This is a genomic window from Paenibacillus sp. FW104-T2 (assembly GCF_058789975.1).
The window spans coordinates 243,106-257,697 of the sequence record NZ_JBYTCE010000004.1; the positions used below are offsets into that span (position 1 = coordinate 243,106).

10 protein-coding genes are annotated in these 14,592 nt (G+C 49.2%); 2 read left to right on the top strand and 8 right to left on the bottom strand.

Features of this window, described 5'->3' with window-relative positions; translation table 11 throughout:
* Positions 1–20: 20 nt before the first annotated feature.
* From AC3WQ3_RS07420 to AC3WQ3_RS07435, 4 genes are all read right to left on the bottom strand, one after another.
* On the bottom strand, positions 21–1,520 hold the full coding sequence (locus tag AC3WQ3_RS07420) for an extracellular solute-binding protein (protein ID WP_354482145.1): 1,500 nt from the start codon (positions 1,518–1,520) through the stop codon (positions 21–23).
* A gap of 81 nt (positions 1,521–1,601) precedes the next feature.
* Positions 1,602–2,474: a carbohydrate ABC transporter permease gene (locus AC3WQ3_RS07425; RefSeq protein ID WP_095289558.1), complete on the bottom strand. Its 873-nt coding sequence runs from the start codon at positions 2,472–2,474 to the stop codon at positions 1,602–1,604.
* A gap of 44 nt (positions 2,475–2,518) precedes the next feature.
* Positions 2,519–3,472, bottom strand: coding sequence for an ABC transporter permease (locus AC3WQ3_RS07430; protein WP_095289557.1), 954 nt, complete (start codon positions 3,470–3,472; stop codon positions 2,519–2,521).
* 284 nt (positions 3,473–3,756) lie between these two features.
* Positions 3,757–6,093: a helix-turn-helix domain-containing protein gene (locus AC3WQ3_RS07435; RefSeq protein WP_492471889.1), complete on the bottom strand. Its 2,337-nt coding sequence runs from the start codon at positions 6,091–6,093 to the stop codon at positions 3,757–3,759.
* 558 nt (positions 6,094–6,651) lie between these two features.
* Here AC3WQ3_RS07435 and AC3WQ3_RS07440 point away from each other — a divergent pair.
* Together AC3WQ3_RS07440 and AC3WQ3_RS07445 are read left to right on the top strand one after the other, a co-directional pair.
* Entirely contained in the window at positions 6,652–8,661 is a 2,010-nt protein-coding gene (locus AC3WQ3_RS07440) for an endonuclease MutS2 (RefSeq protein ID WP_492471890.1), read from the top strand.
* A gap of 53 nt (positions 8,662–8,714) precedes the next feature.
* Positions 8,715–8,969: a cysteine-rich CWC family protein gene (locus tag AC3WQ3_RS07445; protein WP_193724658.1), complete on the top strand. Its 255-nt coding sequence runs from the start codon at positions 8,715–8,717 to the stop codon at positions 8,967–8,969.
* A 76-nt stretch (positions 8,970–9,045) separates the two neighbouring features.
* Here AC3WQ3_RS07445 and AC3WQ3_RS07450 read toward each other — a convergent pair whose 3' ends face one another.
* Genes AC3WQ3_RS07450 through AC3WQ3_RS07465 form a run of 4 tightly spaced genes read right to left on the bottom strand, consistent with a single transcriptional unit; the run spans position 9,046 to position 14,224 of the window.
* Positions 9,046–10,191, bottom strand: a complete 1,146-nt coding sequence (locus AC3WQ3_RS07450) for a mannitol-1-phosphate 5-dehydrogenase (RefSeq protein WP_336780303.1) — start codon at positions 10,189–10,191, stop codon at positions 9,046–9,048.
* Positions 10,188–10,622, bottom strand: coding sequence for a PTS mannitol transporter subunit IIA (locus tag AC3WQ3_RS07455; protein ID WP_095359756.1), 435 nt, complete (start codon positions 10,620–10,622; stop codon positions 10,188–10,190). Before AC3WQ3_RS07455 ends, AC3WQ3_RS07450 begins: the two co-directional genes overlap by 4 nt.
* 5 nt (positions 10,623–10,627) lie before the next feature.
* Positions 10,628–12,724 carry a BglG family transcription antiterminator gene (locus tag AC3WQ3_RS07460; RefSeq protein ID WP_492471891.1) on the bottom strand — a complete coding sequence of 699 codons (2,097 nt, stop codon included), beginning with the start codon at positions 12,722–12,724 and terminating at the stop codon, positions 10,628–10,630.
* Positions 12,725–12,763: 39 nt separating this feature from the next.
* Positions 12,764–14,224, bottom strand: a complete 1,461-nt coding sequence (locus tag AC3WQ3_RS07465; RefSeq protein ID WP_336780301.1) for a PTS mannitol transporter subunit IIBC — start codon at positions 14,222–14,224, stop codon at positions 12,764–12,766.
* Between the last annotated feature and the right edge of the window lie 368 nt (positions 14,225–14,592).

The window sequence follows — 14,592 nt, forward strand, 5'->3', positions numbered from 1 at the left end:
TACCCTCCGCATCCGCTCGCTTATTGAGCCTGTTTTTTGTAATCTTCTGCGTATTCCTCGCGAATCTTCGTTCCGCCCGCATTAGCCCAGTTCTCAATCTCCTGTTTCCAGCCATTTTCATCAATCTTGCCCATGATGTATTTGGTTTGCGCATCGGCAATCATCTGATCCAGATCAGCCCCGCGATCACCATAGGTCGGCGAGTATAACGTAAGTGCAGGGTTTGGAACGGCATGTTCGGCCAGCTCTTTGGCAAGCTCGGTTCCTTTTACACCCAACTCGGTATCCTTCAATTTCGGCACATTGTAACCTTCAACGTATGGCAGATTGTCACGATATGGCTTCACCTCACGCTGGAACGCATCGAAATCGCTCATTTCCACTTCATCCTCGCCCACTTTGGTGTAATGTTTGTCTTCTATTCCACGCATGAGCAGTGTTGCCATCTCCGGTTCCATCAACTTATCCAAAAAGCTCAGCAGGCTTTTCAGCTCCTCTTCGGATTTCACGGTTGCTTTAGGAAAGGCCAATATGCCGGAGTTGCCTGTCTGGCCCGCAACACGGTCGCCGTTCGCTCCAAGCAAACCTGCAATGTCAACCACCCCATCCGGGTCATTCTTGGAGAGACGCTCCTGCTGACTCTTACCGTTCTGCGCTACGCCGACACGCATGCCGACAACGCCGGAGTCGTACTTTTTCTCCGCTTCCGTGGAATCAAACACGGCAAAGTCCTGATTCAGCAGCTTCTCATCATACAAGCGTTTCAGCAGATCCAGCACCTGCATGTATTCCGGCGTCATGAACTCCGGTGTGAAGCTGCCATCATCCTCAACCTTCCACTTGTTCGGTGCACCGAAGCTTACGCCAAGACGCGTTGTGAAGGAATATTGATCTTCATTATATTTTTTGAACAGCATCAGACCGAACGTGTTATCCTGCCCATCTCCATCCGGATCGGAAGTTGCCAGGGTTTTGATTGTTTCATACCATTCATCCGGCGTGGTCGGTACCTTGAGATTCAGCTTATCGAACCAGTCTTTGCGGTAAATGACCGTCGCCCGTGCAATATCAGAGAACACCGGCACGCCATAGACTTTTCCGTCTACCTTGATGTTGTTGAAGAAGCGCTCGTTCTGGGCGGACAGATTTTTATAATCCTTGAGCAGGGGCCCGATCTCCCAAAACACATCGTTACGCATGGCACTTGTTACTGTCGGGTTGTACTGCACTTTGACGATCTTCGGCATATCGCTGGAAGCGATCATGACATTAATTTTGTCATTGTACGCCGAAGCGGGAATCCACTGAATATCCAGCTTGGTATTGGTAAAGGCTTCGATTTTTTGCTGGACCTCATTTCCTTTACCCGGCACATCACCTACCTGTGCAATCGCAATGGAGATGTTCTGTACGCCGCCTTCGGCAGCCTGACCCTCATCCGATCCGCATCCAGCCAGCAACCCCGTTACCAGTGCAAGTGTGCTCAGGACAGCCAGAGCTTTCTTTTTTGTTCCTCTCATCAAATGAAAACCTCCCCTTGTATACATTGCTGATTCCGCATGCTGCATATTGCATTGCAACCATCCATTCAATCACCAATCTCATCCTTTCACAGACCCCAGCATCACTCCCTTAGCAAAATGCTTTTGCAGGAATGGGTACACAAGCATGATCGGAATCGTTGAGAATACAATGACAGCCATGCGAATGGTCAGCGGCTGAATCTCCGTCTCCTCAATACTCGTGTCACCAATCCGGCTCTGAGCCAGAATGACAATCTCACGAAGCCATACTTGAACCGGCCACTTCTCGCTGTCATTGATGTAGATGACGGCGTTGAAGAAGCTGTTCCAGTGAGCGACTGCATAGAACAGGGAGAACGTGGCCATCGCCGGCATCGACAAAGGCAGTACAATACGGAACAGAACGCCGACATCATTACAGCCGTCGATTTTGGCAGCATCCTCCAGTTCATCCGGAATGGCCTGGAAAAAGTTCTTGAGTACGATCAGGTTGAATGCACTGATGGCGGTAGGCAGCATCAGGGACCATAACGTATCGGTCAGATGCAGCGATTTAACCACGAAATAGGTGGGAATCATGCCTCCGCTGAACAGCATGGTGAACAGTACGCCTAGCAGAATCGGCTGCCGTCCTCGCAGATATCTTCTGGATAGCGGATACGCCATCAGTGACGTGAATAACAAGTTAATCAATGTACCGACCACAGTAATGTAGATCGAGACTCCGAGACTGCGAATCAGTGTATCTGTCGAGAAAATGTAGCGATAGGCCGCCAGGGAGAATTCTTTGGGAAAAAGGATGAATCCTCCCTTCGCCACCTCATGCGGGCTGGTAAACGAAACAGCCAGAATGTAGATAAACGGAATGACGGTCACAATTCCGATCAACAGCAGCAAACCATGATTGACGATATCGAAGATTCGGTTGCCCCACGTTTTATCCTGTTGCATCTTAATGTTCACTCCTGTCTGGTGAAGACGTCTGCTTGCTCATGTTAGTAGACGCCTTCCTCCCCGAATTTTTTGGCCAGCTTGTTGGCACCCAGTACAAGCGCAAGCCCAACAACCGACTTGAACAAACCGACAGCAGCGCTGTAGCTGTACTGTGCTTGCGTCAGACCTTTGGTGTATACATAGGTATCAAATACCTCACCCACATCCCGGTTGGTTGGCGTCAGCATCAGGAAGATCTGTTCAAATCCTGTATCCAGGAAGTTGCCCAGACGAAGAATGAGCAAAATCACGATCGTACTGCGGATGGCAGGCAGCGTAATATGCCAAGTCTGGCGCCAGCGGTTGGCTCCATCAATCCGCGCAGCTTCATAGAGCTGCGTGTCTACACCGGAAAGTGCCGCGAGGAAAATAATCGTGCCCCAGCCCACCTCTTTCCAGATGGATTGTCCGACAATCATGGAACGGAACCAGCCTGGCTCCAGCAGGAACGCAATCTTTTGCCCCGTCAGACTGTACAGCAATTCGTTGATGGCGCCGCCCTCCGTAGTAAACAGCATATAGAACACCCCAACGACCACAACCCATGATACAAAGTGCGGAACATAGACCAGCGTCTGTACAAAACGCTTGAATCGCTCACGGCGCACTTCGTTCAGCATCAGTGCCAGCACGATGGGCAGGGGGAAGAAGAAGACCAGATTATAGATCGCCAGCAAAAACGTGTTCCGGAACAGGGTCCAGAACTGCGGTTCCCCGAAGAAACGCTGAAAATGCTTGAGTCCTACCCAGTCACTCCCCAAAATTCCTTTGTACGGTGTGTAATCCTGAAAAGCCATCGTAATGCCATACATGGGTATATATTTGAAAATAACAAAGTAAAGCACTCCCGGTATCAACATGATGTAGAGCCACCGGTTTTTGATAACGTCCCTCCACAGCAGGTTTTTGTCACTGCGGGCAGCGGGCCGTGTCCGAGCCGTCGTTTCGGCTTTCATAGTGTTTTCCTCCCCACATTGGAAACGATTACAAAAGTTCAATTCCTGAACTCATGCCTTCATTGTGGAGGATAAACGGATCACTGGCTATCGTCCGGTTTTAGCTTCTTGTTTTTCCTTGCCAGGCAAGGGTTTACGACCCTTCCCCCGTTGGAATATCAGGCGCGGATGCACTCGTTTTAACCTCTATAATCCTGTCTTAACCCGGGACGATGGAGCGTGGCCAGCAGGGTGTACAAACATAAAAAAGCCTGCCCGCCATGGCAGGCAGAGCAGGCTTTGTTTTACCGCTGCTGTTCCCGATACTTGCCGGGAGTTGTTCCCGTAATTTTACGAAACGTTCGGATAAACGCAGTGGGGTTGGTGTAATTTAGTTTCTCGGCAATTTCCGATATTTTGAGGTTGGTGGTCTGAAGCCAGGTCTTGGCTTTTTCCATTCGATACTCTGCCAGATATTCAGTGAAATTCACGCCGGCTTCCTTCTTGAATACCCGGCTTAAATAAACAGGATGGAAATTCAGCTCTTCCGCACAGGCTTCCAATGACAGTTCACGGTCATAGCGTTCCTCGATTAATCGGATCATCCGCCGGGCAATGTTCATATACTGCGATTCTTCCTGCTCCCGCCAGAAACGAATGACGGGTACAAATAACCGTTTACGGAACCAGTTCGTCATTTCATCAAGGGTGGAGAGCTTCAGCAGCTGAGCCATGGATGCCTTCTCACCAAGCACTTCGGCCACATCCCCTCCCTGTTCCTGCACAAGCTGGTACACACGAGATAGAAGCTGAACCATAATGACGGGATATTCACTAAAATGCAGTTTCTTGTCAGCGAGCAGCCCCAGATACTGTGAAAAATACATATCGGTTTTCTCTTCATCGCCTTGTTTCAAGGCAGAGGCCAGCTGATCCTCAATCATTCTGAGCTGTGTATATAAGGCTGCCTCGGTCTGGCCTCGCGGCTGGATATCTTCATAATGCAAAATGATACGGCTTCCCAGGCTCACCCTGCCCTGCAGCGCCTCCCGGCTCTCCTGATACGCCCTAGGTGTATCTCCGATGGCAAAATAGGAACGGCTTATGCCGATACTTACAGGCAAATTGAGATAGGTGACTACGCGTTCCCTGATCCATTCCGCCTGGGTGTGCATCCATTCCTTGAGCTGCAGCTCATCATTCAGCTTTGAAGCTAGAACCGTCACTTGTGCATCATCTATCATAACCGGGGTGAAGCGCAATTCCGCAGGCAGAAGCTCTCCAACCATATTGTTAACGGCAAACAGCAGCAGATCCCTGTCCTGTTCTCCGTACCTTGTTCCTTCGAGTGTATCAATCTGAAGTGTAAGCACACCAAGACTCGACCAGTCTGACGGGAAATCATAACGTTCGCCCTGATATCTGAAATCCTCTTCCGAGATTTTTCCGGTCAGCAGTTTGGTCATGAAAAATTCCTCCAGATGAACATGCTGTCCCTTCATCTGCTCCCGCAGCGTTTTTTCCGAGCTGAACAGTGTGGATAAACGCTCCTCAATATAAATGAATTCATCCTGACGACGGCCTGTCTGCAAGGCCGGAGAATCCAGCCCTTTCGTAAACTGCAGCAGCCTGGAAATGGGCGAATACATCCGCCGGCTTCCGTATATCGCGAACAACCCGGTTACACATAGCATGACCAGTGTAGCCACTCCGGTAACAACTGCAATTTTCTGCGATTGGGCGGTGATTTGTCCAATAGATACCACAGATACATACAGCCACCCATTAAGTGGCGATTTCCTGTAGCTTACAGCCACCGGGTTTCCTTCCACCTCAGCGTTAAAGAAGCCCTCTGCCTGATTGCTCGTTTCCACCTTAGCCTGAATTTCCTCATTCAAGGCAGCATATTTCTCCTCTTGCCCATTCTCGTTCAGAAAAAAGTTCTGATCCCGGTCCAGTACATACATATCCCCGGTGTTCGGATTTTGGCTCAGAAACGTGCTAATCTCCGCATCAGCGATATCAATCACGAGAAATCCCTTTGGACTAACATTCGTCGGTACCATAGGAATTTTAAATACCATGCTGACGACATCATCCGATGAAATGAGTGTGGGCATCTGTTCCTGTGAACCCTCGGATACCCCTGCTGAAGCCAGTACGCTTTCTGTGGATGAATTTTTATTCTGGGTCACCCAGAACAGACTGTTCGCATAGGTGAGATAGGAGCCAATACGGTCCCGGATACTGAAATCATCCAACTTTCCAAAGGACCTCATGGAGACCACCCAGTCTTGATCCAGGTTAACCAGATAGGCCTGATCTATATTTGTAACCGCTTGCAGATTGTTGAATCCAGACGTAAGATCACGTATTTCCTGAAACTCGGAGCTGTCCAGCGGCTTCTTCATGGCTTGCAGCACCAAGGGAGAATTCACATACTGGATGGATGACAATTGCAGGCTGCGTAAAACCTGTTCTACCCGCATTTGGGTTTGATGCAAAATCTGCAGATTGCTCTCACGTACTTTTTGTTCAATGTCACGCGAAGCGATCGAATAGGAGACGGAACCGATGACGATGACTGGAAGGGCTCCGAGAATCATGGTAAAACAGAGCAAACGCAGCAAATATTTAGGCAATGTGAGCATCCTCCTTTGTATAGAATCTGCCTATTTGAATGCCTGATGGAATGCATATCCATCTGTATAATATCGCTTTCATTGGATTAATTTACTATTGTTATTTTAAAACCCAATCTTATTCAAGTCCACTATTTATTCTTAAGATTGACTTTGGGGCCATTTCCAGTTTATATTGTAGACATATTCCTCAATTCGAAGGAGAGATTTTGATGTCGGTGAGCGTTCTTAACTAATCAAGTTTCATATTCAGGAGTTTGGCCTTTCATGTGCGCTTGTGCCTTATGGCATACGTGTATTTCTTGATGCGCCATAACCCTGTACTTAGTTAAGAACAGCGGATATCATAAATCGCCTCCGGGATTGTACTTGTCCGGGTCTATTTCCGCGCTGTGTTCAGCGTGGATTTTTTTGTATAGACCTATTATGGACTCTGCTTTCCCCTACATGCAGGGCGGAGAATGACGTTTGTTCATTCTCCGCCCTTTTTACGTTTTCAGGAATAGATTCTGAGTTACAACCCAAGTTACAAATTCAAAATCCAAGGAGAGATCAAGCATGAATGAAAACACAATGAATACACTGGGCTATCATCAAATTCAAAATAACGTCGCTTCCTGCGCTCTTTCTTATCTGGGCAAACGTTACGCGAAAGAAATGAAACCCATGGTGGACCCAGGGCTGATCCAGATACGCCTAGCTGAAACAGAAGAAGCCTCTGCTCTCATCCGTTACGGGGCCAGTGTTCCCATCCCTTCGCTTGACGGTATGGAGACCATTATGGATCTGCTCGGTACCGGTTATCTGTTTAGTGAACGGGACTTCACTCAACTTGCGCAGTTTCTGCGAAGCTGTGCACAATTAATGAAATACATGGAGGGCAAATCCGAAGCAGCTCCTACGGTAAGCCGGTATGCTGCATCCATGATGCGGATGGAATCCCTGTTAAGCGAGATCGAACGCTGCATTTACAGCGGCCGAATTCAGGATCAGGCGAGCAAGGAACTGACACGTATCCGGAAAAAGATGACCGTGAACGAGGAACGAATGAAGCGCAAGCTGGATTCTCTCGTGAGCAAGCACCGGTCCATTATGCAGGAGAACGTAATCAGCCAGCGCGGTGGAAGAACAGTATTACCCATCAAGAAAGAATTCCGCAAGCAGGTGAAAGGCAGTGTCTTAGATGAATCAGGGAGCGGGCAAACCGTATATATTGAACCCGCGGAACTGGTGGGACTGCAGATGGAACTCGCTTCACTGCAAGCCGAGGAATCCAGAGAAGAAATGAAAATCCTGGGTGATTTAACGTCGCTCGCAGAATCTTATAATCGCGAGATTGCGCTGAATACCGAGACGGTAGGTGTCCTTGATTTCCTGTTTGCCAAAGCGAAATACGCGGCAACCATGGATGGACGTACGGTCCAGGTAAATACATCGGGCCGAATTACGCTTCAGCAGGCGCGCCATCCTCTGATGGGCACCTCCATGATTCCGCTTGATTTTGCCATCGGAAGGGATTATTCCTCACTTATCATTACAGGGCCGAATACAGGCGGCAAAACGGTAGCGCTCAAAACATTGGGGTTGCTCACCCTGATGATGCAGTCCGGTCTGCTCGTTCCTGTGGGTGAAGGCGGCGAGATGGCCGTATATCATGAAGTGGCTGTCGATATCGGAGACGGACAAAGTTTGGAGCAGGCACTCAGCACCTTTTCAGCTCATATCCGCAACATGATCGGCATTCTGGAGCAGGCTGATGCATCTACCCTTGTGCTGATTGATGAGATGGCCTCCGGAACAGACCCGGGAGAAGGGGTCGGTCTTTCCATCGCCATGCTGGAGGAACTGCACAGCCGCGGAGCAACCGTAGTGGCTACCACTCACTTTGGGGAAATCAAGCATTTTGCTGCTGCCGCACCAGGATTTGAAAATGCACGGATGGAATTCGATACGGCTACGCTGCAGCCCCTTTACCGTTTGCGTATCGGTGAAGCAGGGGAAAGTTACGCATATTCCATCGCCTTGAAGCTGGGAATGCCACAGCGCATTATTGATCGTTCCCAGTCCATATCGGACCAAGGCATATCGAAAAGTCCTATCAACAGCATGAGCTCCATCATGCCGATAGTGAAACCAATACCAACTGAGAGTTCTGTCCTTGAGCCATTTCCGAACTCCGCAGCTGCACAGAGGGCGGAGAAGAAAGTACATTCCCCGGCAGCGACTAAATCTGGAAAACAATCCCAGAAGGTAGAAGATACGAAGTCGGTTCCCCCAGCGAAAAAATTTCGAAAAGGGGATCGTGTATACGCAGCCTATTTGAACCAGTCAGGAATCGTCTGTGACGTGGAAGACAGCCGTGGAAATATCGGGGTAATGCTGCGCGGGAGGAAAGTCAAAATTCACAAGAAACGCCTCACACTTCATATATCTGCAGATGAGCTGTATCCAGGCGATGACTATGATTTGGATATTGTGCTGGAGACGAAGGAGAATCGGAAGAAGCGCAAATTAATGGGACGTAAACATGTCGAAGGGCTAACGATTGAATTGCCACCTGAAGAATAGGGCCAGCCCTGTTATACTATGAAATATGACGATATGGAGAAAGTAGGCGTGCCATGAGCGGAAGTTCCAATTCACAGACCAAGAAGACAGGGACCAATGTGCTCTTATGCCCACTGTGCGGGGAGGCCAATGGCTGCTCCTATGCGGCTGGCCGTCCCCATTCGGAATGCTGGTGTAACCATGCCGAGTTTCCCGAAGGTGTGTTTGACCGCATTCCGGCAGAGCAGCGGCGTAAATCGTGCATCTGTCAGCGATGTCTGGAATCGTATACAGATCAGGCTGAACACAAACAAGAGCCTCACAGTTAACTCCTGTGAGGCTCTTGTTTTGCGATTGGGTGTCATAATACCATAACACGGCACGCAATCATATATAAGTTGTTTCTTACATTTGATGATAATGTTCTACAGCCTGCTTGAGAACAGGGTGCTGCTCATCCATGGCTGTGTAGTGACTAAGTGCTGCAGCAATGCCCTTTTGTTTGATCATATCCTGAAGCTCTGCTGCCTCCGGATCATCCTGTACATCGAATTTGCAGGCTGCCGCCATGCCTCTTGCCAGGTTCGTCGTGCCCATTCCATAGTCATGTGCCTGTAGCGCTGGACGAACCAGACGGTCGTTGGGCGACAGCTTCCGCAGCGGCGAACGACCTACCCGGGTGACTTCATCGGTGAGATGCGGATTTACAAACCGCTCCAATATTTTATTTATATACTTCTGATGATCTTCGGGGTCGAAACCAAACCGTTTCACAAGTACCTCACCCGTTTCCTGCAGTGCACCGTAGACGAGGGATTTCACTTTGTCGTCTGCAATCGCCTTCTGAATCGTATCATACCCGTTCACGTAACCGAGATATGCAGCGCAGCAATGTCCCGTATTGACGGTAAACAGCTTCCGCTCGATATAAGGCTCAAGGTCATCCACATAGAGTACACCTTCAATCGGAAGGAATGCAGGCGCCATCTGTGAACGGTCCACAACCCACTCATAAAAAGGTTCAACCTGAACATGCAGCGAGTCTTCGTGATGCTGGATTGGAACAATCCGGTCTACTGCGGAGTCAGGGAAATACACATATTGATCAGCAAGAGCCTTAACGGGTTCTTCCAACAGAGCATACACATGCTCTTTCAGCTGTGTGCTGGCTCCAATGGCATTCTCACATGCAATGATGTGAAGGGGTTTCTGCACCGAACCTGAATTTAATCTTGCCTCAAGCCCCTTGGCAATGCCTGGTGCAATATGTTTCAGGATGCCCACTCCGACTGCGGTCGTAACGAGATCTGCCTCTGCAACGTTCCGGGCAACCGTCTCCAGCTGCGTTCCATCAATGGCACCTACCCCTTTGACCGTTTCCATATCTTTTGTTTCGTTGGCCAATTCGACCGTATACTGTCCACGCTCCTGTAATGCCTTAACCAACTCCTGGTTCACATCCGAGAAGATGACATTATATCCTGCCCGTGACAGGATTAATCCGATGAACCCGCGTCCGATATTACCTGCTCCAAAATGAAGGGCTCTCATAGTTCCATTTCACTTTCGAGAATGGTAATGATTTCCTCCGCCGTTTTGGCATAACGAAGTGCTTCCATGTTCTCATCTTCCGCACAGATGACCGCAATGCTGGTCAGAATCTCCATGTGCTCACCGCCCTGAGCGGCGATACCGATCACCATGTAGGCTTTTTCATCCCCAAAATCTACACCTTGCGGGAACTGAATCACCGAAATGCCTGTGGACAGAATGAACGATTTGGATTCTTTCGTTCCGTGTGGAATGGCAAGTCCATTGCCTACATAAGTCGATACGATCTCCTCACGCTCAAGCATCTTGTCGATATAATCGGCAGTAATATGTCCTGCGTCTTTCAGAATCTGTCCAGCCATGCGAATAGCCTCATATTTATCCTGTGCCGTTGCGTTCATAACCACTTTGTCTGTTGTAAGTATGCTCATGTTTATTAACCTCCAATTTCGGTTTTACTTCGATAAAATCCAACCAATTCACGGGACAAATAATGAATAAGATCATCCCGGATTCCCTTTTCCAGCAGTGTAATCATCTCATCCTGCAGTAACAATGCACTGATCTCGCTTAGCACCTCCAGGCTCTCCCGGGATAATTCCCTCGGTCCAACCATCAGAAGGATATGGCTGACGCCAACCGGGTCCTCCGTCGTTACTAGCAGCGGCTCTGATAATTGAAACAGACTGATGGACGGCCTATAAATGCCATCACTGCGGGTATGAAACAGCGCGAGTGATGTATCCGGAATTTTCTGGCTGCCCACCTTTTCCCGAGCTTCAAGCAGCCTGGCGATTTCTTCCGGGTCCTTCAGCACCCCGGCTTCCTGCAGCACCTTGCACATGGCAAAAGCCGTTTCATAAAAGCCCATCTTGCGGTTATCCAGTGGAAACACCTGAAACTTGCCCGTGATTCTAACGATTTCAATGAGTGTGGCATCAAGCCCCGCCGGATCAGCATGGCGGTCAGGTGCCTTTGCACTTGCTTTACTCTCTCCATACTTAACTTGTACCCGCTGCAGCGTCGTATTTTGAATGTACAGACGCAAACGTTCACTTTCTTCTGCCGTTAACAACGGACTCACCTTGTAATACTGATGCGGTTCCATCGGCAGATCAACTGTCGATAAAATGAGATCATAGTCCTCTTCGGGGAACCGTGCAGCCTCATACCATGATGCACTGTCCACAATCCGAATCTCCGGAATTTCCTTGGACAACCGGCTGGAAAGCATACGGGATGAGCCAATTCCGCTTGTGCACACGATAATGGCCCGAATCTCGCGCTTCAGCACACGCAATCGCTCGATGGAAGCGCCAAAATGCATGACCAGGAATCCAATTTCCTCATCCGGCACGTCCGTATCCGGCCATGCGTCATGCACCGCGTTCTTCACATCCCCGAACAACGAATCGTAATCCTTGCGAATCTGCTGAAGCAGTGGGTTACGTATGCTTTGCCTGCCTCCAATCCGCTCCATCACCGGCTGCATATGGGCAATCAGCCCTTCTCGCAGAAGACGATCCTCCTGGAATGCATAGCCCGTTCTCCCCTGCATCTGATCCATCAGGGAACGAACCATGTCCAGCAATACCAGATCGTCAACAGGCAGTAAGCGTGTGGAGTGAATAAGCTGCTCGGTTTCAATTAATAATTTGTGCAGATAGCTCTGTTCTTCCTTGGCAAATGAGATGCCAAGCTGATCGGAAAGCACGCTGCATAATCTCGCAGCCATGTATTCAGGCACGCTCTGATCTCCCGTAGAAGGGTAAACCGCTTTTTTATCCGAAGAAGGAATGCGACCGACGGTAAACCCCTTGCGAATGCGCACCAGCGCAACGGACAGCTGAATAAGCAATTTGGTATACTGTCGCTCCGGAATATTTTCGAGCCAGTCAATATCCGGCTGCCACAACGCATTCTCGACCGTCAGTACATCACGATGGCCAATCATGCCCAGCAGCTTCTGGTTCACCTTGGAAATCCCCTGGTCAGGTTGCCTTCCGAACAGATCAGATTCATCCAGATATTCAAGCGCAAGTCCTGCGATTGCTGCGCGGTAGGCCGTTTCACTGCCATTGATCTTCACTCCGTATCCTCGCCTGCGAACCAGCTTCAGGCCCGCTTGACGAATCCGGGGTTCCAGTTCATCCAGATCATTGCTAACGGTCGAGACCGTTACTCTCAGATCCGATGCAAGCGCCAGCAGTTTTACAGGCTCCGCCTCATCCAGCAAAATGCAAAGCATGAAGAGTTTACGCTCTTCGGGCGTAAACTCCACATATTCGTTCAGCTCCAGCTGCTCACGCAGTGAAGCCAAATCATCGGAACCAGGGTCTATGCGGACCCCGGTTCCTGATTTTTTTTCCAATTTCATGCCAAAGGGTTCAAGCCACTTCTCAATCATCTGAAGCTCCCTATGGACGGTTCGTGTACTGACTTTGACCGCAATTGCAATGTCGCCGGCGGTTACTTCCTGTGGATGTTCCAACAGGAACTCCACAATTTCACGCTGTCTTTTCGTAATACTCATATCTCAAGCCTCCGGCTCAGGGAAAACGATCGCAACCTGTTATTTCAGGCGTTCAACGAGTGCATCGTATTCCGGGCTTTTTAGGAAGTTATCGATGGATATATGTTCTGCGTTCGGTGCCACGCTGCGTGCACGGTCCGTCAATGTCTTCTGCGTAATAACAACGTCAGCGTCCTGCGGAATATCACTGATTGCCGTGTTGGTTACCGCAACGTCAATCCCTTCAGCTTTCATCTTCTTGCGGAGAATGGAAGCCCCCATGGCACTTGAACCCATACCTGCATCACAGGAGAAGACGATTTTCTTCACATCCGTTTTTGCTTTCACAGTTGAAGAAGCCAAATCCGCGGCTCTGTCTGCTTCACGATTATCTGCTGTAATAGCAGCATTCGCTGTATTGCCTTGACTCTTCATGTCTTTCATGCGATTCGCTGCAGACTCCAGATCTTCTTCTTTTTGCTTACCTGTTTTCAGCAGCAGTGCTGCAACCAGGAAGGATACGATCGCGGCCACAGCCACCCCGGCGAGCATCGGCAGATATCCACCTTTTGGCGTTAACAGGGAATATGCAATGATACTACCCGGTGAAGGTGCTGAAACCAGTCCTGCTCCGGTGAGCATGAAGGTTGCTGTACCTGCCACGCCGCCTGCGATTGCCGCAAGAATCAGAATCGGTTTCATCAGAATGTAAGGGAAATAAATTTCATGAATTCCCCCGAAGAAGTGGATGATAACCGCACCCGGTGCGGAAGATCTTGCTGTTCCACGACCGAAGAAGCAGTACGCCAGCAGGATACCAAGTCCGGGACCCGGGTTTGATTCAAGCATGTATAATACGGATTGACCCAATTCTCTCGCTTGATCTGTTGCAATCGGTGTTAGAATGCCGTGGTTGATTGCATTGTTCAGGAACAATACCTTCCCTGGTTCAATGATCAGGTTGACGAGTGGGAGCAATCCCAGATTCATCAGCCCCTGTACACCAGCCGATAATACGGTGCTAATTCCTTCTACAGCAGGTCCGATACCCAGCAGTGCAATGATCGCCAGGATACCACCGATAATACCGGCGGAGAAGTTATTAACCAACATCTCGAACCCTGCTTTGATCTTGCCTTCAACGGCTTTATCGAACTTTTTGATGATCCATGCAGCCAGTGGTCCGGCAATCATGGCACCCAGGAACATCGGAATGTCACTGCCGACGATAACCCCTATAGTCATGATGGCACCAATGACACCACCACGCTGGCCATGCACCATCGTACCTCCAGTGTAACCGATAAGCAGTGGCAGCAAATATTTGATCATCGGATCTACTAACGTTGCAATCGTTTCGTTAGGGAACCAGCCTGTTTTGATAAACATGGCCGTAATTAATCCCCATGCAATAAATGCACCCATATTCGGCATAACCATGCCGCTTAGGAATCGGCCAAAACGCTGAACGCCTACCCGGAGACCGCCTTTGGAATTGGACGTTTGGTCCAAGTTACTCATTGTATTATCCTCCTCGGATCAAGTAGTTATCATTTATGAAAAGGGTATCATTTCTCCCCTGCTGTTATCCTAAGCCAGATTGGTCTCCGGTTCAACGAAATGAAAGCGTACTTTCGTCATGATCATTGATGACAACATTGTGTTTATGTAATCGTTTTTATGATGATGAGAGGGCTCTAACCATTGATATACTTGGCTTTTTTCGTATGTGACTTATATCATTTACGGTACTAAATTCAATAATATAGCATGTGCGATTCAGCCTTATTCCATCCTGTTCAAGTGTCTCATATGGCAACAAGCCTGTCCTTGGGAACACGAAAAAGCCTGCATGAGCACCAAGGCTCACACAGGCTCTGAAGACGTGC